Source organism: Bacillus sp. HNG (assembly GCF_003400205.1).
Classification (GTDB): Bacteria; Bacillota; Bacilli; order Bacillales; family Bacillaceae_L; genus Ferdinandcohnia.
On sequence record NZ_QUQV01000011.1, the window covers coordinates 48433 to 67192 of the forward strand.

Sequence of the window (18760 nt, forward strand, 5' to 3'; positions counted from 1 at the left end):
AATTTATTTTCAAAATAATCTTAATGAAAAATTTTTTTCATTTTATGTTACATTAATACTGGAGGAGATCGTAATGAATTTTTCTTGTGATGTATCACAACTAACGACAAATCAAATCAAAATTGCTGATTTCATCAAGAAAATGGGAGATAGGATTTTATACTATTCTGAGACAGAGCTTGCAAAGGAATTGAAGATAAGCAATGCAACGATTTCTCGTTTCTGGAAAAAAATCGGATATGAAAATTTCAAAGCCTTTAAATCGAATATCATTCAAAATGAACAAATAGCACCCGAGAAGAAGCTACAGCATTCATTAACACAAATCCAAAAACAACAGGTAAAGATCCATGAACATTTGTTATCGATCATGGACCTCCAGATTAAACATACACTGGAGGAACTCGATGTAAGTCGATTTAAAGAAGCCATTTCCCTGATGTCTACGTGTCGAAGACTTTATATTCACTCGCCTTCCTCTGCTGAAGGTATCGCTGTCCTAATGAAGCACCGATTAAAGCGATTTGGCTTGGATATTGAAATCATCCCAAAGAGTGGCCATGAATTATTTGAATCTCTTTTGCATTTTCAAGAAGAGGACGTGGTATTTTTATTCGGATTTGTTTCCATGACAAAAGAAGCCTATGTCATTCTTGACTACGCGAAAAAGAAGAACTATAAAACAATCATCCTTACAGATCAACTGATTTCTGACTTTCAAGACCAAGGGGATTATATTTTCTACACAAACCGGGGAGAACTATGGGAGTTTCACTCGATGATTGCTCCAACATTTTTAATAGAAAGTTTCATTCTCGGTATTGGTCAATTCCTAGAGGAACAATCGTTACGCAATCTAGAGCAGCTTAGCGAATTACGAAAAACATACAAGGATCAGCTGCCACGATTGCGATAAACTGAAAATCCAAATCACAAAAAACGATGTCTTTATTAAATTTAACAATTTCTCTGCGAGTACCTCAACAATAAAAATAAACGTAGAAGAAACTGAAATAGCAGAGTAATTCGTATCAGAATTAACTCTGCTATTGCTGATTTGATTATAAAAAAACGACAGTTCTTCTGTCGGCATTAAAATTACTTATTGGAATAGCATCTAAAGTGTTTAATATAGAAAAGCCGCCAAAATGGCAGCCTATTCTTTAACTTAAGATTTTATTTAATTTGAATAACCAACGAATTTGTCCTTTTAACTTCGATAAAATCCACCTTCAGAATGGATAATCTGTCCTGTTATCCAATTTGCATCTTCACTAGCAAGAAAAGCAATAATGCGTGCAGCGTCTTCTGGCAGCCCAATACGACCCATTAAGAATTTAGGGAGTAAATGTTTTCTTATATCTTCCGTCATCCAATTTGAATCTGTTGGTCCTGGGTTAACTGCATTTACTGTTATACCTAATGGTGCCAACTCAGCTGATAAAGATAATGTAAAGGATGAAATTGCACCTTTTGAGGCAACATATGCTAAATTCCCGGGCATAGCACCAAGCTCTTGACCAGATGTTAAATTAATAATACGTCCCCACATTCTACCTTTTTTCTGAAAACGACGGGCAAATTCAACAGAAAGAAGACAAGTCGCTCTAACATTTACATCGTAATGTTCATCTAATGTCTTTGCATCTAAATCCATATAATTTGAATCAACTGAATGTGCTGCATTATTAATTAGTATGGAAGGAAAACCTAATCTTTTTGAAACTTCATCCAATAGGAATAAGTATGAATCAAACTTAGATAAATCAATTTGTAACCCTTCACATCGAACTCCCATTTCTAAGATTTCACTTTGAAATATATCTGGCCACTCAGAATCGGAATTCCAGTAAGTAAAAAATATATTTATACCCTGAGAAGCTAACTTACGACATACAGCAGCACCTATTCCTCTTTGGTTACTTACGCCTGTGATAAATGCAATTTTATCTTGTTTACTAGTCATTAATATCCCTCCGAATAAAGGGACCTATGATGATGTTATTAGAGATGTAGATTTCCCGAAACAACATAAAGCAGCTACAAAGGTAACTGCTTCGTAAACGGGCCATTTATAACTCCACACCATTTATCCCTTGAATGATTAAAAATAGACAGACCACACCCATAATTTTTATGCAAAAACGATCTGTCTCTATCCAGTTAATTAATCATTACAAGGTTTTCCACATGTAGAATCTAGATTCCCCTCTCATTACATCTCTAATTTAGATGTTAACAGAATAATTAATTAAGTCAAAGATTGTCACAAAATAAAGCACCCTTTAGTTTAATAAGAACCCCCCATAATTCTACTTAAATTCAAAAATTTTAAAAATTTAAGTGTATCTATTTTTAAAGCGTGCTACATTCGAAATGTAGCAAACAAAAAGGATAAGAAAGGAGATAAAAGTGATGAAATTTAAAGTAGAAACATTTCCAGACTATCGTATTGCTTATATCCGACGAATTGGTCCTTATGGTCCTGCAAATTTTGAAGTAATGGAGAAGCTAAAAAAATGGGCTAAGGAGAAAAATCTTCTTGAGTCGGCAATTCTATTTGCAATCCCACAAGATAATCCAGAATTAACTCTTCCTGACAACTGTAGATTTGATGCTTGCATTGTGATTCCAAGTGATTATCAAGTGGAAGATTCGGTCTTTGAAGGAGACCTTTCTGGTGGAAAGTACCTTATTTACGAAGTCAAACATACAGCAGAGGATATTCAAAAAGCATATTCTGATATTTTTCTATCCCTACAAAGCAATGGATATGAAATGGATAACAAACCAATTATGGAAAAATACATTGGTGATATGATTAGCAACCCTTATTGCGAAATATGTGTTCCTGTTAAACCATAATGGTCTTAATTTGCTTGATAAGCACTATTAATTAACATGATAGAGAAGTGGCCAGGGGAATCTTATTCTTTTATATATGGGAGGAAAAGGGTATGAAACAAAATGAATCCAGTTTAACTTCCTTAGTTTCGGCTTTCGGTCGAGCATATCATAATAAATATGACACACCCAAAATTTTTGATGATTTTTTGGCAAAAAATTTAATTTCCGAAGAAGAGTTTTCAGCTATCAGCAGTAATATGATTAACGGTATACAGTTTTTCAACAGAGATATTGGGCAAAAATTTAAAGAGGATCCAGAGGAAATTTTAAAATGGATTACACAGGTCCAACTTTCCCCAATACCCTTAGCACGCTCTGCCTATTGCGAAAAAGTATTACTTAATGAAATTAGGTTAGGTGTAAAACAATATGTCATACTTGGAGCAGGCCTAGATACTTTCTGTTTCCGATATCCAGAGTTGAAAAGCAGATTAAAGATATTTGAAATAGATCATCCAGCTACACAAGAATTTAAAAAGAAAAAGTTAGAGGATGCTAAACTTAATATCCCGAATAATCTTCATTTTGTTTCTATGGATTTTACTACTAAATTTCCCCACCAAGATCTAGCAGATGAAGGGTTTAATAACAAAAAAACTTTCTTTAGCCTCTTAGGTGTTTCATATTATTTAACCAAAGAGGAAAATAAGACCTTGATCAATCATTTATTTGCTAACGTCCCACCAGGTAGCTCCATTGTTTTTGATTATGCAGATGAAAAACTTTTTAAAGAAAAAGGAATATCTAATAGAGTTGAAAATATGGTAAAAATGGCTTTAGCAAGTGGAGAACCAATGAAATCGAATTTCACCTATAACGAAATAGAGAATATATTAGAAAAATCAGGTTTACTAATTTATGAACATTTATCACCAACCACAATAAATGAGCTTTTCTTTAAAAATAGGACGGATTATTTGTCTGCATTCGAGACAATTCATTTTATCCACGCAGTAAAGAAATAATTTTCTAATTTAAAAGCCTCTCAATGATAATGGTGATTGAGTGGCTTTTTTCTATTTAAATGAGACATTCAATTAATATTGCTTATTAAACTCTATTCTGATTCGTTACTTGAAGGAAAAAGCGATCCTTCGCTATGGAAGACTCGCACCCTTTAATTGAAGTTGAATAACTTATAACAGTGGAACATTTTCGAAGTGTTCCACTGTTATAAGTTTTTGCTTATGATTCTTTACTTGAATATCTCCCTTTAGAGAACGATACAGCGAAAAGAAATAAATTTGCTACCCCTAATATCATCAGTAAAATTGTGACCGACTTTCTAAATAAAGAGAAAGATACCCAATTCTCCATTTGAGTTATAGTAATTAGTAGGATACTCACAGAAATTAGTAGTTGGGAAACTAATAATCCCTTATTTTGATTTCTCATAATCCATTTACACCTGCTTATAAGATTTTTTCTTATTGAAATTTGATCACTTTTTTAATTATTACAAATTAGCATCATTTCCACAACAAATTCACAAACTGGGCCGATCGTTGAATAAAAGATAAATACGATTTTTGTTAAACTACCATGCCCCGATAGAGAAAAAGACCGCCGAGTGAGGATTTCGTTGTTGTGCTAAAGCACCCTTTAGTTAGAAGTACATTTATTCACAAACTTAGTCCGTCCTACGTGTTAATGGAACAAGGTGTAATTCTAATCTTCACCAAAAATAGTTTGAACCATATTAGGAGAAGTCCTTTTTCATTTTACGTATATAGGCTATTTGACCGATATGATAAGCATTATGTGTAGTAGCGTTTCCAATTAATGCCCACCACTCAACTTCTACTGGAAAACCATTAACACTTGACTCTAGCTTCTTTTCTGTAATCAATTCTTGCCAGCGTAACAGTACCTTCAATAATTGATCTTTAAGCTCTGTAAAACTTCTATCTTTTGAAATAAGAAAACTGTCTGCATTATCATCTAAAGACTGTACGGCATTAACGTTAGATTGTTCATACCTTAATTGCCATACTTCATTCCAATAGATAAGATGTTGAACAATTTCTGCGATGCTATGACTCGCCCCATCAGGTTTCCAATTAGCCTCTTTATCCGATATCCCCTCAACAGATTCTTGAAAGGAAACATACCAACTGCTATCATTTGCATTGGCTAACAACTGGTCTAACAATACCGTTTTAGCGTGGATCATTTTTCATCGTCTCCCTTGTTATTTTAATTCTATTATATATTGATATACTATGGAGAATTTTTTCACAATTTAAACACTTACCTATTATTGTTTAAGTAACCTGCCCCATTAGTTGAGTAAAAATCAGAATAAATCTCCCTATTCTAAAAAATCAATATATCGGCCTTGTTTTAGTTCTTTTGCTTTCTGGTAGACATGCCATGCTCCCACTAAATCTTGGAAAGCTAAGCCCACGGATCCATATACTGTAATTTGGTCGTCATTTGTTCTTCCTAAACGTTGGTCGTTAATAACCTCGCCAATTTCTGCATGAATGTTATCCTCTGTTAATCCTACTCCACCTATAGCTCCCATTTGCACTGCAAGATCTCTATCATCACAAATAAATATGGATTTCTCGATGAGCTCTGCACTAACTTCACATTTACCCGGCTCATCTGAGCCAAGAGTCGTAATATGTACACCTTTCTTAACCATGCTTGAAAACACAAAAGCCTCTCTTGCCCATGTAGCAGTTATAATAATATCCGCTTCGTGTATGGCTTCTTCAACACTATTACAGACAGTTATAGGAATCTTTAACTCCTCGGTAATACTTCTTGCAAAAGAATCTGCTTTTTCAAAAGATGTGTCATAAACAAATACTCTAGAGATATCTCTAAGATAGTTAAGAGAGCGAAGTTGAATTGTACCTTGTACTCCTGCGCCAATAATTGCCACATTTTCAGCATCCCTTCTTGCTAATAAATGAGTACCAATTGCACCAGATAACCCTGTTCGAATAGCAGTAATATAGGTAGAATCCATAATAGCTAATAGTTGTCCTGTTTCAAGATTATGGAGGTTTATAACACCTTTAATAGAAGGGGAATGAGATGGAAATTTAGCATGATCCTTTACTGTATAAGCTGGAATATTTGAGATGAGTCCAGGGAACAAGAGCATAACACTGGTATTTTCTTGAGGAAGGTTGGAACGAACCCGTTGCGCTGGGATCTTACGAGTTAAAGAATATGAAACAAAGGCTGCTTTTAAATCTGGGTAAAGCTCTAAAGGCTCCAATAGATTTTGTATTTCTGTACGAGTCAGTAATAATGTTTTCATTGTAAAGAATTCTCCTTTATATAAGAGATGGTGATTAGACTATCTAACTTAATAATTAGTGACTATTCTATAAACCATCTAAATAATTTATAAATATAGATGGTTTTTATAACAAAAAACGATCTGGACATATCTTGTGATGTGGAACTAGTATTTTTAAACTATCCTGCCTCTTAGTTCCATAAATTCTATAAAAAAGATGCTTCTCCTTCTTTCAGGAAAGCATCCGTTAGTTGAGAAAGTGTTCATAATTTGTGGTAGATTCAACTGGCGGTATTAGTTCGCCATCATCAAACCTATAATTATCTAAAAACGTAATTTTTAAAATGAAATTACCAATCATAAAAATAATGAGTAAAGCTATGACCATAGAAGTCCAAAAAGCACCTTTAATAATTAACTTGAAAATTTTTGACTCATCAATCATATCTCCCCAATGCACATTTTAACCCCCCTTTTTTAGTTATCTTTTGATTTCATCTTATATGTTATTTTCTAAACTAAACTGCCCCTTTAGTTCAATTACTTCAACAAAAAGGTGCGTTATCCTTCTTGGATCATCGTACAGGTTAGTTGAAGTATAATCATTCCGTTTTTTTACCGATATACATTAAATGTTCAGCTAAACTAAGTAAATCCTCTCGTTCACATACCTGCTCTGCCAAATCTAACCAAGCATTTATAACATCTGGTTTCTGCTTGAGTAATTCTGGTTCACGAAGGTATAAGAAACTTTCACTATTTAGTAAATGAAGTTTTTCAAGATTAAATGGTTTGAAAAACGGAAGTACATTTTTAGGAGATATATAAAAGTTATCTGAAAACCCTTTTCCAGCAAAGTCTTTACCGTCCACAATTTTATTTAGCTCTAACTTTCTTTCGCTATTTAAGATAATTTCAGGATTACGAATAAGATAATCCCACACAAATGAATAAGAAGAAATAAATGCTACGAAAATAATTCCATTTGGCTTTAGTTTTTTTAGACATTCTTTTATAGTTTTAGCTCTATCTTCCTCGCTTTTAAGGTGATACATTGGCCCCATACATAAAACGAAATCGAATTGACTATCTTCAATTGCAGATAAATCGCGTGCATCTACTTGTATTCCTTTAAGTGCAAGGTCTTGTTCACTTGCTTTATTCAATGCAAATTTAACATTTTTTTCTGATAGATCAGCTAACGTTACATCACAACCAAGTTCAGCAAGAAATAAAGAATACCTTCCAGGTCCACCACCAAGGTCCAACACTTTGTCCCCCGGCTTTATATAACGGCTTAAATAGCGTTTGGTAAGTTCAAACTCTACTTTGTGACGTTCAAGGCGTTCCCACTCATACTTTACAGTATCATCATAAAATTTCCTCACAATTTCAATGTTCTCCAAATTAAACCCTCCCTTGTTTATTCAACGATTCTGCTTCGTTAAGTCCAACCAATTCTATAAAAGTAGTGTTAATCCCTTCTTAGATCAACTCACCCAATAGTTGAAGAAGCGAAGTTATAAGGGCGTTTCCTTAGGAAGACGGTCCCAACTATTAATTAAAGATTAATTATGATTTGTATTTTTAAGACGATGAAATGATTTTGTTTGAGCAAATCGTTCAAACCCAATAGATTTGTAAAATTCATAGGTTTCCGTGGATGTACAAACAACAATTGCAGTTTTTGCTCCTTTTTCACTCAACGCATTGAGAGCAAGCTTACATACGGAGCTAGCTAACCCCATTCTCCAAAATCCAGGGTCCGTTCCCACAGGTTCCAGTAATCCAACCTTGTTAACTTCATCAAACCAAATTAAACAAAATGCTACAAAATCGCCATTTGGAGATTCTATTACCCAATCAAGAGATGAATCGTAAGGATAGGTATTCATTACATTCAAGTAACTTTTTTCTGTGACTCTTAATGATTGAAATGCAGCCCTATGTACTGCGACTCGTTTCTTTATATCTTCAGAGCCCTTGATATGTCGAGCTTTAAACTTATCTGGCAATTTAACAGGGAAAGGACAGCAATCCAATGAAATTTTTGTGAGGACTTCAGGAGCTTCTTCTACTGGGGTGAATAAAGAATCTTCTAAGGCTGAAATAAGATGAGACTCTGTTTCTAAGACAGTTACCCTTAGTTCATTGGTTTCGGTCATGTTTTCAAACCATTCAATGACAACCTTGGATATTTCAGAATAATTCGGGTCAACTTGAAATGTTAAACTGCCAGGTAGTCTAATCCATCCCCAAGCCACTGGTTTACCATCCAGTTCCCAAATTGCAGTAATCCAATCATCCTCAAATCCAACGTGTCGATAGCGTTGCCAAGCTAGATCGCCAATATGGTAATTAGATTCCAGTGACCATATCGCTTGTGTGAGTTTCTGCATACGTTTTAAATCACTTGAATCTTTATAAACTCGAATGACGGGTTTAGTCATTTATCTAATCTCCTCGATTCTTCTTGGTACTTGTAATAATTGATTACAATTTTTACATACATAATATGCTTTAAAGTTTTTCTTAGTCTTAAAATATACTTCTATAAAAAAAGAGCACTTCTTCTTTTTAAAGAAAAGCACCCTTTAGTACAACAACATTTTCATTTCTTTATATTTTTAAATACTTTTTTCATATTGATTTTTCGCGCAAATACAACCGCAACTATCAAACCAATATATAGAGGATAAGCTAACAATTTATTGGATGAATACCCTAATAAATAAGGCATTCCTAACACAATAGACAATAATCCAATTAGGAATAAAATAAATGATAATTTCTTATACATGACATCCCCCATTTGTGCAAGAAAGGTTTATTAGTTTTGAAAGCAAGTCTCATATTTATCTTTCATTAACAAACTTTTGCAAGCCAGACCATTTTCATGATAAATCTCTTTACCGATTTCTAATTTAATACTTCTATCTGAATTTGGAAAATCAGGATTATCGTTTAGAATATACAATGTGTCCTCATCTAACCATTCCATCGAAAAATGATCTTTTGCATCGGCATAATAAACAATCATTACTTTATTGTGATCATTATTGTATGTGATCTCTACCCATACATTAACGCCGCCTGCTGCACCACCATATAGTTCATAATAAGCATTTGCTGTATATTTTTCAGTAGGGGAAGTTACAGGTCCAGGTCCCTTTTCGGTGAATTCTTTATCAATTTCACTAAATGTAAAAAAATACGTTTCATATATATAGATTGAAGAAACCAAAACAATCCCAGATAACGTTGCAATCAGCATCGTTTTAGGAAAAGGTTTCTTTTTAATGAAAGAAATAATCATCCATACACATAAAATCAAAAATAATATAAAAGTAATGAGAGATAGTAAGATACCGAATAAAATTAAAATCAGAAGCCCCCCGTTCTTAGTTCAAAAAAATCATCTCAATACTGGTAAATTCGCATCACTCTTCTTTAACTCTACTGATCCGTTACTTATATAAGAAGCAAAATCCTATTTGAAGCGACTTAAACCTTCCCAAATGGCAACTCCCAAAAAGAATACAATTATCGTCAAGGTAAACCAAGAGTAAAAGTTCTTCTTGTTTCGTATTATTTTGTATATAAAAAAAATCAGAATAAAAAACAATATTGCCATTCCCGCTATTGCCAATAGCATATTAAGCACGAACATATTAAACCTCCAACTGTTAAACTTTCCTGACCGTTAGCTAGTAACTTCAACAGAAATAGGCGATAATCCTTCTTGGATTATCGCACTCGTTAATGTAAAAGAATACGGGTTAGCTAATTTTACCTATATTTTTCAGGATGAGGAATTTTGGACAGCCATATTAAATATTTTATTTTTTGGATAAATAATATCTTGCATTAGCAAAAAAGATGGTTCCAAAAAGGAATAACATAACTATTATCCAACTTGCAATAGCTGAATACTCACCTTTAAAAATAAATTAACTTGTTAAAGTAACAAACACCATTTGTGCCATCACAATATACAAACCTATTAAATGCTTCATATTTTGTTGAACCTCCATCCTTGTAACATGCTTATGAAGATGAGGTCTATGACCCAAAGTATTAAAAATGAAATAAAAACAACTTGATAACTGAATACGGGCTACTTTTAATGATATTTTTACCTATTTCATCTTTCCATACTTCTTGTCATGTACCCCATGTAAAAAATCCTCCCCATGCCACCAAAGGAGCAATGATAAAAAGAAACTCCGCTACTCCACAGGATAGATTCTTATCGACACTTCTGTGAATCTGATATTTTGTTTTTGATTAAATTTTGGAGTTCTTCCGTACTTTTCTTTTGCTCCGTTGAACCATGCCTTGACTGCCTCTTTGTAATATCGTTGTAAGAAATCTGATTCGTATTACCCCATTTCTTCCAGGGAACTTTATCGTATTTATGATGCTGGTAATACTTCCATGGATGGATACTCCCCGGCGCATAATTATACGTGCCCATGTTTACCGGATCGTTTACCATTTGACCGGTCTCAGCATGATAGACAACTTCAAAGCGACCATTTAATGATATAAACTTCACATTATAAGCAGCGTCATATTCGCTTACTTCATACCGGTGATATCTAGCACTGAATAGCTGCCATTTGCCACATGCCACTAGTTCAATCATTTCTTCTAATTGTTCAGGAGCTTCTCCATATCGATTCAATTCATTGCGAAAATAATGAATCTCTTCAGTGATATAAGGGAGTTGTTTGACATGTTGATTAAATGTCTCAAAAAACAGTTCAAATTGCTTGTGCCCGTTCAAAAGCTTTTGATTTCCCACCAAATCCTCCATCATCTGCGTTAGGATAGCGTATGATGCAATTGCTTTTGAATTATCAAATATATACCATTTTCGATGTTCAGAGCGAATTTGGTCATACTGCTCTGAGAGCTCAGAAAAGTATGACTCCGATAAAAAATCGGCCTTGATCGCTACAGGCACAATCGGATATACAAAGCCTTTCTCTAGTCGATGGTACCCGTATATCGAAACTAAAATCAGGGAAAAAAGAATGATAAGAACCGTTTTTGGCGACCGACTTTTGATTACTATCCTAATTTTTTTGCCCTCCTCTTCTCCCAATTTCAATCATCTTTAATGCTTCTTGATCATCTCACCCGTTATAAAAAAAGAAATCAAATATGACCTGTTCATCAAAACCTCGCTAATCCCACTTTCTAAACGACACTTCAATGGTAAATTCATTTTCATGAACATTAGCTACCGCTTTTCCACCTTGTTTGTTAACAAGTTGATCAACAATATGTAGTCCTAATCCAAGATGAGTACCCGTTCGACTAGTATCCAACCTAAATGTTCGATTAAAAATCTGTTGGAGTTTCGTAGCATTTATCTTCTCAACATCATTTACTGCCCTTAACCATATATACTCTTCCTCTTCTACAAAACTAATTTTTAAATAACTTTTGGCATAAGTTAAAGCATTTTGAATGATGTTGATTACAATTCGAACGGTTGCTTTGTTGTCAGCAAGAACAGCAGGCACAGTACCCTCATCCATTTGGACCTCTAATTGCTCTTTCTCAAAGTCTTCATAGAACATTAGCATTGTTTCCACAACAATTTGATCTAGAAACTGTTTTTCCATGGTCAACTTCTTGTCCGATGAATCAAGTTGTGAGAGTTCATAAAATAAATCTACAATCATAGAAAGATTATCAATTTTCTTTTGTATAATATCTAAAAACTCTTTCCTATCTGTCTCAGATATAGACGGATCTGTTAACAACTCTGAAAACCCTTTGATCGATGTTAAAGGCGTTCGTAAATCATGGGAGATATTTGTGATTTCTTGCTTTAATTCCATTTCTCTTCTTTCAACAGACTGCTGGTTCTGTTTGAATAATTGAATCAGCTGGTTGATTTTTGCTGCAAATCGAGCCAAATTTTTATTATGTGTATTTGTACGAACTAATTCATTTGTCCCGAAATTTTGACTAATTCTCTCTAATTGTTTTGTCATCCTTTTGACATCCCAATGGAACAGCAGATGTATGCAGACGGCAACAATCAGTAGGAAAATCAAAATAATAATAATCCACCAGCTGCTCACTTTCATTCATCCCTTCTCTTTCAATCGATGTTTTTATTTGCGAACTTTTTTGCTCCAATCAGCAAAGAAATAACGGAAATGACGATACCTACAACCCAATAGTGGTAGTTGAATTGGGCTACGCCATCCAAATAGCTCATTAAGTTATCATTTAACAATGTATTCGGGGCATTTTTGTGTAACTCTCTTAAGCCTGAAAATGGACGAAAAACCCTAAACAAGCTCCCAGAAAGACCAAATACAAATAGCAGCACGATAATAATGTAAACCTCTCCAACCTTCAGCATCTTCAACGTGTGGGCTAGGAAAAATCCACTCAGAACAATTGGTGCCATATTGACACATGCAATTAGAAAATTTCGTACCGACTGATTTTCACCTGTAAACAAGTTCTCACCTAACGCAATCATTAAAACTATTCCAACGACACAGGTTAGTAGAAAATAACTTAAAGTCAGGATTAACTTAGACCAGAAGATGATATTTCGAGAAATACCGAAAGAAATAGACTGCTTTATTAAAGACAAATCTTTGCCAGTGAGAGCTGAATTATAGATAAGCCCAACGATAACAATTAATAATCCGCCACTTATTACATTTGAATAGAAAAATTTACTAGTCGCATAAGGGAAGTTCGGATCAAACTGTTCAAAAAAATAAAGGGTGGCAGCAGCAGCGATAATCAGTAACAAACAAATTAAGCCTGTTATATGCGTCCCTTTTTTACGGAGTAGCCGATAACTTTCACTTTTTAGATAATTAATCATTTTTATGCCCCTCCTCCACTAATCCTAAGAAGTATTCCTCTAAATTCAGTGCTTCGATGCGAAACTCCTTCACCGTCACACCATTATCAACCAAGAGGCGATTAATATCTCCACCGCTCTCTACATGATTTTGGATAGAGATAACTTGATTAGGAAGGACTTTAAACTGGATATCTGCATATGCCCGTTCTAATAATTGTGCCACCTTCACTGAATCATCAACGAATAGGAGAATGTGTTTCCTACTCTTCTCCTCAAGAGCCTCTTTACTTAAATCCTCAACAATTACACCATTTTTGATAAATACATAACGCGTTGCTAACAGTTTTAATTCCGTTAAAATATGACTAGAAATTAATATGGTTATTTGTTTTTCCTGATTGAGTTTCATCAATAATTTGCGGATTTCCATAATCCCCTCTACATCCAAACCATTGATTGGCTCATCGAGCACTAAACAATCGGGGTTGCTTAAGAGACAAAGGGCAATGCCTAATCGCTGCTTCATCCCCATGGAATAATCTTTAAATCGTTTTTTCTTTTCGTTTGCTAGATCGACAATTTTCAGTACTTGATAAATACGCTTCTTGTCAACGACACCCCGTTGAATCCGGAAATATTCTAGATTTTGAACTGCCGTAAAATCCGGGAAAAATGTAGGTGTTTCAATCATGAAACCCATTCTTTTTTTCTCATACTCTATTTCTTTACCAGATTTCCCAAAGAGCTGAATCTCCCCAGTTGTTGGCATTAGTTGCCCTGAAAGAATTTTGAATAATGTCGATTTGCCTGCACCATTTTTTCCAATGAGTGCACAGATTTCCCCTTTTTTTAATGAAAAATCAAGAGGTTTAAGGACCTCATCCTCCTTAAACTTTTTCGACAATTGATACGTCTTAATAATGGTATTCATCTTTTCGACTCCTCCACTAAATTTCTGTTATTTCCAGTTTAGCTTAGAAGTCTTTAAAATCCTTTAAGCAAAACATAAAGAATTCATAAAGAAGTCAGATAAGCATAAATCCTACTCCCCAAATGGTCTTAATATATTCTTCAGTAGTCATTTCGGAAATCTTCTTACGGAGGTTAGAGACGTGAACGCTGATCGTATTATCATCACCATAATAGGTCCCTTTCCAGATGCTTTCATATATCTCCCTTTTGGAAAGCGCACGCTCAGGATTATTCATGAAAAATGTTAAAATATCAAACTCAGCATTTGTCAGCTGTAGCTCGTTTTCTTTTAATGTAACAGACCGTTTTTCCGTATTCATTCTAAGCTCTCGCCATCCTATTTCCGCTGATTGCTCCGGGTGAAAACTGGCTTTACGTATTTGGACTTCCACTCGGGCCATTACTTCTTCTTGATGAAAAGGTTTGGTTATATAATCATCCGCACCCATTTTCAATACTTGCACTTTATTCTCAATATCGACTTTGGCTGAAATGACAATAATTGGAATAGAACTCGTTTCTCTGATTTCTTTTAATAGTTCCTCCCCGCTTTTGCCCGGTAACATCAAATCCAATAAAATTAAATCGAACGTATTGTTCTGAAGTTGCAACAAACCTTCTGTGCCCGAATAAGCGGCGACCGGTTCCATGTGTGATTTTTCCAAAATGACACTTAGCAGTCTACTAATCTCTTGATCGTCTTCAATGATTAAAATGCGTTTTCCTTCATACATACTTATCACCTATTTTTTAATGTGTAGCGTTTTATTAATTTTCATGGTAGTTATACACTAAAAGACTTACATATTAATTGCATATTATATAAATGATGTGACAATAAGTCATTGTTTCTTACCTTTTCGTTCTAAAAGAATAGGTGCTATATTTACTAAGATAGAAACAATTGTCAAAAACCAAAATGCTCTAGCCATACCTGGAATTACATCCGATAATGCCGCCCAATCTTCCACTTTTACCCACCGAGTTAGATAACTGTAATCTGCACAAATTGTTAAAGCTGTAAATGATAATGCCATCGCCATAGCAAGCTTATAATCCTTTCCTGCTTTATACATAAAAAGATTTATAAAAGTTGTTATTATTGCAATAACCCCAAATATTATCCACATGACTATACCTCCATATATTTTTATTAATGTCGTGTAATAATACTAATGTGCTTCATCTCAATTTTTTGCATTACTTTGTACAATTACTTCTTCAAAAAGGGTGCTTCTCCTTCTTAAGGGAAGCACCCGTTAGCTTACTAATTAAATTTTCAAAGCCATTCGTACAGTTTTTAAAATATGTCCATCGAATTCATCGTCAAACTCTTTAACAATTTCGAACCCTTTTGCTTCATAAAAAGTCTTTCCTATTTGATTATCCTTTTCTACATTTATATAAATCTCTTTAACACCATCTAAATTTTTAATTCCTTGTTGTAACAAAGCTGAACCAATTCCTTTACCTTGGTATTCTGGATAAAGATAAATAGAACCCAATTCAGCTTTTCCATCTTCTCTTACTTGAGAAAAGTTGGCAAAACCAACAACTCTTTACGAATAGATAAATTCACATAAATCCCCCTTTTGTGATAATTTTCCATTTTGGCTATTGTAGCATAATTAGACTTTAAATAGTTAAAATTGTTGTTTAACTAGACTGCACCTTTCTTGTGACCACCTACTATTTTGATTGCTAATGCACACGTAACTCCACAAACTTTAACATGTTTTCCTAAATTGCATTTCAATTGGGTTAAAGTAACAGGCATGCAATTAATGGCGATAGAATTATATCAATCCGTTTTACTATAATTGGAATAAAAGGAAAATTTAGAGTATACTAAAAAATAGCTTTTAAAATAGGTTGGTGATTAAAATTAATAGACTAATTCCTTTTTTCATATTTTCCGTTATTGTTGTATTACTTATCGGGTGTTCTAATAAAACAATTGAAGTTGAATCACCTAAAGAATTAATTATTAAGAACCCCATCATTGTGAAGAATGGCAATCAGGAATTTAAAATTATACCCTTTTATAGTCAAATATTAGATTACTTGGAAAGCGTTTCAGAAATTGAACAACACGAGAAGATGGAAGAATATTACTATCAAAAAGTTGTCGAACCATTTCAATTAGATACTTTAGGTAAAGGAAAGGGGTATTGGCTAAAGGATAATTGGGCTTTTGCAACTCCTAAAAACATTAAAACTTTGGAGGAATTTGTATATTCTCTAATTAATAATCAAGATGAAATAAATAAAATAATAGAACAAGCCTTGATTAAATCATCTAATACCCTTCCAGGCGAGAATAAGACTGTGTATTTATTTCCTCCTAATCCGGATGACATGTATGGTATCAATCTAATGGGTGGCACTGCTGGGCTAGCAGTTAGTAAGGATGTAATCATAATACAGATTGACCCATCTTCATTTAATTTGGATTTGTTGGAGTATACTGTTGCACATGAATATCACCATACTGTATATATGGAAAGTGGAGAGGTAAATAGTTATAATACCTTATTAGATTCAATTATTCTCGAAGGAAAAGCTGACACTTTTGCCAAAAGTCTTTACCACGATATTAATATACCGTGGATAGAACCTCTATCAAATCAAAAAGAGGAGGAAGTGTGGGAGCACTTAAAAGAGAATTTAATGTCACAGGACCGAACAATAAAAGGCGATTATTTTGGAAATCCAAACAAAGGAATCCCCCATTGGACCAACTACAAAATTGGATACCAAATAGTGAATTCCTTTTTAGAAAAGAATCCCACCACCCCGGTCAGAGACTGGACAGTATTATCTGCGGAGGAGATTTTATCAAATAGTAAATATGGAGATAGGATTTCAAAATAAAAGTTTATTTAGATTCTTGCAAAAGAAGAGACATTCTGACTTTGCTTTTTTGTTTTGCATTTTCTGTCTACTTAATTATAAAGCTGTTTTTTCTTCTTCTACTATGCTGCCCCTTTACTTAAAGAAGAATAAGCATTAATTCTGTTTAAGTGTAATCATTCACAACATACCATCCCATAAGAATAAAAAAAAGAGCTGCCATATACAGCTCAGTGATCTAAAATGTACATTTAATTTTTCATAACTGGAATCCAGATTTCGCTTGTCACAGATGGTGAAGTTAAATCTTTGGTTTTTATCGACAAAATTTCAGGGCCTTCTGTAACCTGATAATTGGAAGATGGAAACCACTCTGAATAAATCCTTCCCCACGTTTCCTGTAGCGTACTAGGAAATGGGCCCGTTGATTCAAATATCGCCCAGGTTAACGCAGGAACTTCAAGTTTCGAAAAGTTGTCAGGGCAATCTTGTGTTGTTGCTACGCCAATATACTGATCAAGCTCTCCTTTTTCTTCCATACGTCCTTCAGAAAAATTTGTAGATGCTTGAATCATCCCTTTCGGCTGAACATTAGAGAGTTTTGTTAATTGATCTATTTTATCCATAGTCAACGATTTCCACATTGCAGTAATTTCCGGGTTTTCTCCTTCAAAAATAATCGGAACTCTTTTCATGATACCAACTATGCTAAATGCTTCTTTATGTTCGATTCTGTAATTCATTTCATCTCCACCTCTAATTGATAATTGAAAGGTCATTAGTGGATAGGCTTTTAATGGCTGTCCAGTGTTTCTTGCTTCTGATGGTGTAACACCGTGTAGATTTTGAAAAGCTCTATTAAACGAGTCCGGTGAGCTGTACCCATATTTAATCGCAACATCAATTATTTTTATATGACTGTTCGTAAGCTCAAATGCTGCCATGCTAAGTCGTCTACGGCGGATGTATTCTGATAATGTAATACCTGCAAGAAAAGAAAACATTCTTTTAAAATGATATTCAGAACAACGAGCGATTCTCGCCACCACTTTGAAGTCTATTTCGCTCGTAAGGTTATCCTCGATATACCTTATTGCATCATTCATACTCTTAAGCAAATCCATTATTTGACCTCCTTTCATCAATAGAATACCAGGAGTTGATTGTATCCATCCGACTTTATGTGCACCATTTTATCGGTTTATTGATATCTTTTTACTCCCCTGCCCCTTTTACCTTATAACTTCAATAAAAAGTGCATTCATCCTTCATGGATCAACGCACCTTTTTAAATGTACATGATTACTCCAAGACTTACATGGCTACTTGAGAGTTATATACCTTTTTGAATTTCATAAAACTGATGATTCTCCATAACCCAACATATACAAACAGAGAAATAATAGATAACGCATTTAATGTTAAAGCATCAATTCCTGGTAAAAAGGAATCTGATAATCGTCGGCTAACAAATACTATGATTAACGCTATTACAAATCCAATGCTCTTTTTTGCATATATCTTCCCATCCTCTCGAATCTCGTAACCCGTTGTATAAATCAAAGGTATAGATAAAATTATGCCAAATATCACTGAAAAGATAATTTCTATTGTTGTCATGTGAACAGATGGTTGGATTACCACAGAAAAGGCAGGTGACATATAGAGCAGCGGAAGCAAAATTCGCAAGCCAGAACCTCTAATTGGGCGGACCATCGCTCTTGTTCGCCTCCAAAAGATCAATCCAAAAATAACAAGTAAAACTGCGAACATTCCATATTGCATGTGTTTCATTCACTCCATCCCTTATACTTCAATCGAACATACAAATTGATAATTGAAAAAAACTTAGGTAAATTTACAGAACCTCATATAGGAAGTTTTGTTTTCACACTCCCATTAACCAGATTTTCATTTAT

The 18760-nt window shown here is 34.2% G+C and carries 19 protein-coding genes and 1 pseudogene; 4 read left to right on the plus strand and 16 right to left on the minus strand.

The window, feature by feature from the left end; all coding sequences use genetic code 11:
* Positions 1-73 precede the first annotated feature (73 nt).
* Entirely contained in the window at positions 74-916 is an 843-nt protein-coding gene (locus DZB84_RS18000; RefSeq protein WP_189655295.1) for a MurR/RpiR family transcriptional regulator, read from the plus strand.
* 294 nt (positions 917-1210) lie between these two features.
* Here DZB84_RS18000 and DZB84_RS18005 read toward each other — a convergent pair whose 3' ends face one another.
* A complete protein-coding gene (locus tag DZB84_RS18005; RefSeq protein WP_116353720.1) occupies positions 1211-1966 on the minus strand; it encodes an SDR family oxidoreductase in 756 nt (251 codons plus the stop codon).
* A gap of 449 nt (positions 1967-2415) precedes the next feature.
* On the opposite strand from DZB84_RS18005, the gene DZB84_RS18010 reads away from it, so the two are divergent.
* The gene (locus DZB84_RS18010) at positions 2416-2865 is read left to right on the plus strand and encodes an AraC family transcriptional regulator (RefSeq protein WP_116353721.1); all 450 of its coding nucleotides are present in this window, start codon (positions 2416-2418) and stop codon (positions 2863-2865) included.
* 92 nt (positions 2866-2957) lie between these two features.
* Entirely contained in the window at positions 2958-3872 is a 915-nt protein-coding gene (locus tag DZB84_RS18015; RefSeq protein ID WP_116353722.1) for a class I SAM-dependent methyltransferase, read from the plus strand.
* A gap of 734 nt (positions 3873-4606) precedes the next feature.
* Here the strand turns inward: DZB84_RS18015 and DZB84_RS18020 are convergent.
* The 13 genes and pseudogenes from DZB84_RS18020 to DZB84_RS18090 form a co-directional block, all read right to left on the minus strand.
* Positions 4607-5080 carry a DinB family protein gene (locus DZB84_RS18020; RefSeq protein WP_116353723.1) on the minus strand — a complete coding sequence of 158 codons (474 nt, stop codon included), beginning with the start codon at positions 5078-5080 and terminating at the stop codon, positions 4607-4609.
* 138 nt (positions 5081-5218) lie between these two features.
* Positions 5219-6184, minus strand: coding sequence for an ornithine cyclodeaminase family protein (locus DZB84_RS18025; protein WP_116353724.1), 966 nt, complete (start codon positions 6182-6184; stop codon positions 5219-5221).
* A 229-nt stretch (positions 6185-6413) separates the two neighbouring features.
* On the minus strand, positions 6414-6626 hold the full coding sequence (locus tag DZB84_RS18030; protein WP_116353725.1) for a hypothetical protein: 213 nt from the start codon (positions 6624-6626) through the stop codon (positions 6414-6416).
* A 142-nt stretch (positions 6627-6768) separates the two neighbouring features.
* Positions 6769-7572: a class I SAM-dependent methyltransferase gene (locus DZB84_RS18035; RefSeq protein WP_189655296.1), complete on the minus strand. Its 804-nt coding sequence runs from the start codon at positions 7570-7572 to the stop codon at positions 6769-6771.
* 162 nt (positions 7573-7734) lie between these two features.
* The gene (locus DZB84_RS18040) at positions 7735-8616 is read right to left on the minus strand and encodes a GNAT family N-acetyltransferase (protein ID WP_116353727.1); all 882 of its coding nucleotides are present in this window, start codon (positions 8614-8616) and stop codon (positions 7735-7737) included.
* A gap of 380 nt (positions 8617-8996) precedes the next feature.
* Positions 8997-9482, minus strand: a complete 486-nt coding sequence (locus DZB84_RS18050; protein ID WP_223254497.1) for a DUF5412 family protein — start codon at positions 9480-9482, stop codon at positions 8997-8999.
* 933 nt (positions 9483-10415) lie between these two features.
* A complete protein-coding gene (locus DZB84_RS18060) occupies positions 10416-11276 on the minus strand; it encodes a hypothetical protein (protein WP_223254498.1) in 861 nt (286 codons plus the stop codon).
* An 82-nt stretch (positions 11277-11358) separates the two neighbouring features.
* Positions 11359-12177: a sensor histidine kinase gene (locus DZB84_RS18065; protein WP_223254499.1), complete on the minus strand. Its 819-nt coding sequence runs from the start codon at positions 12175-12177 to the stop codon at positions 11359-11361.
* Between the two features lie 110 nt (positions 12178-12287).
* Positions 12288-13034: an ABC transporter permease gene (locus DZB84_RS18070; RefSeq protein ID WP_116353731.1), complete on the minus strand. Its 747-nt coding sequence runs from the start codon at positions 13032-13034 to the stop codon at positions 12288-12290.
* A complete protein-coding gene (locus tag DZB84_RS18075; RefSeq protein WP_116353732.1) occupies positions 13027-13947 on the minus strand; it encodes an ATP-binding cassette domain-containing protein in 921 nt (306 codons plus the stop codon). Before DZB84_RS18075 ends, DZB84_RS18070 begins: the two co-directional genes overlap by 8 nt.
* A 94-nt stretch (positions 13948-14041) precedes the next feature.
* A complete protein-coding gene (locus DZB84_RS18080) occupies positions 14042-14722 on the minus strand; it encodes a response regulator transcription factor (RefSeq protein ID WP_116353733.1) in 681 nt (226 codons plus the stop codon).
* A gap of 108 nt (positions 14723-14830) precedes the next feature.
* Positions 14831-15118, minus strand: coding sequence for a hypothetical protein (locus tag DZB84_RS18085; protein WP_116353734.1), 288 nt, complete (start codon positions 15116-15118; stop codon positions 14831-14833).
* Between the two features lie 141 nt (positions 15119-15259).
* A pseudogene (locus DZB84_RS18090) lies at positions 15260-15547 on the minus strand (GNAT family N-acetyltransferase); the annotation flags it as partial.
* Between the two features lie 316 nt (positions 15548-15863).
* Here DZB84_RS18090 and DZB84_RS18095 point away from each other — a divergent pair.
* Complete coding sequence (locus DZB84_RS18095) at positions 15864-16862, plus strand: DUF2268 domain-containing putative Zn-dependent protease (RefSeq protein WP_116353735.1); 999 nt, start codon at positions 15864-15866, stop codon at positions 16860-16862.
* 230 nt (positions 16863-17092) lie between these two features.
* Here DZB84_RS18095 and DZB84_RS18100 read toward each other — a convergent pair whose 3' ends face one another.
* Together DZB84_RS18100 and DZB84_RS18105 are read right to left on the minus strand one after the other, a co-directional pair.
* A complete protein-coding gene (locus DZB84_RS18100; RefSeq protein WP_116353736.1) occupies positions 17093-17965 on the minus strand; it encodes an AraC family transcriptional regulator in 873 nt (290 codons plus the stop codon).
* A gap of 190 nt (positions 17966-18155) precedes the next feature.
* Positions 18156-18635, minus strand: coding sequence for a CcdC protein domain-containing protein (locus DZB84_RS18105; protein ID WP_223254500.1), 480 nt, complete (start codon positions 18633-18635; stop codon positions 18156-18158).
* Positions 18636-18760: the final 125 nt, after the last annotated feature.

Excerpts from the sequence above, each read along its gene's own strand:
- DZB84_RS18075 (WP_116353732.1), bottom strand. The coding sequence starts at position 13,947 with ATGAATACCATTATTAAGACGTATCAATTGTCGAAAAAGTTTAAGGAG.
- DZB84_RS18040 (WP_116353727.1), bottom strand. The coding sequence starts at position 8,616 with ATGACTAAACCCGTCATTCGAGTTTATAAAGATTCAAGTGATTTAAAA.
- DZB84_RS18005 (WP_116353720.1), bottom strand. The coding sequence starts at position 1,966 with ATGACTAGTAAACAAGATAAAATTGCATTTATCACAGGCGTAAGTAAC.
- DZB84_RS18085 (WP_116353734.1), bottom strand. The coding sequence starts at position 15,118 with ATGTGGATAATATTTGGGGTTATTGCAATAATAACAACTTTTATAAAT.
- DZB84_RS18015 (WP_116353722.1), top strand. The coding sequence starts at position 2,958 with ATGAAACAAAATGAATCCAGTTTAACTTCCTTAGTTTCGGCTTTCGGT.
- DZB84_RS18100 (WP_116353736.1), bottom strand. The coding sequence starts at position 17,965 with ATGGATTTGCTTAAGAGTATGAATGATGCAATAAGGTATATCGAGGAT.
- DZB84_RS18020 (WP_116353723.1), bottom strand. The coding sequence starts at position 5,080 with ATGATCCACGCTAAAACGGTATTGTTAGACCAGTTGTTAGCCAATGCA.
- DZB84_RS18105 (WP_223254500.1), bottom strand. The coding sequence starts at position 18,635 with ATGAAACACATGCAATATGGAATGTTCGCAGTTTTACTTGTTATTTTT.
- DZB84_RS18025 (WP_116353724.1), bottom strand. The coding sequence starts at position 6,184 with ATGAAAACATTATTACTGACTCGTACAGAAATACAAAATCTATTGGAG.
- DZB84_RS18070 (WP_116353731.1), bottom strand. The coding sequence starts at position 13,034 with ATGATTAATTATCTAAAAAGTGAAAGTTATCGGCTACTCCGTAAAAAA.
- DZB84_RS18050 (WP_223254497.1), bottom strand. The coding sequence starts at position 9,482 with ATGATTATTTCTTTCATTAAAAAGAAACCTTTTCCTAAAACGATGCTG.
- DZB84_RS18065 (WP_223254499.1), bottom strand. The coding sequence starts at position 12,177 with ATGACAAAACAATTAGAGAGAATTAGTCAAAATTTCGGGACAAATGAA.
- DZB84_RS18010 (WP_116353721.1), top strand. The coding sequence starts at position 2,416 with ATGAAATTTAAAGTAGAAACATTTCCAGACTATCGTATTGCTTATATC.
- DZB84_RS18080 (WP_116353733.1), bottom strand. The coding sequence starts at position 14,722 with ATGTATGAAGGAAAACGCATTTTAATCATTGAAGACGATCAAGAGATT.
- DZB84_RS18000 (WP_189655295.1), top strand. The coding sequence starts at position 74 with ATGAATTTTTCTTGTGATGTATCACAACTAACGACAAATCAAATCAAA.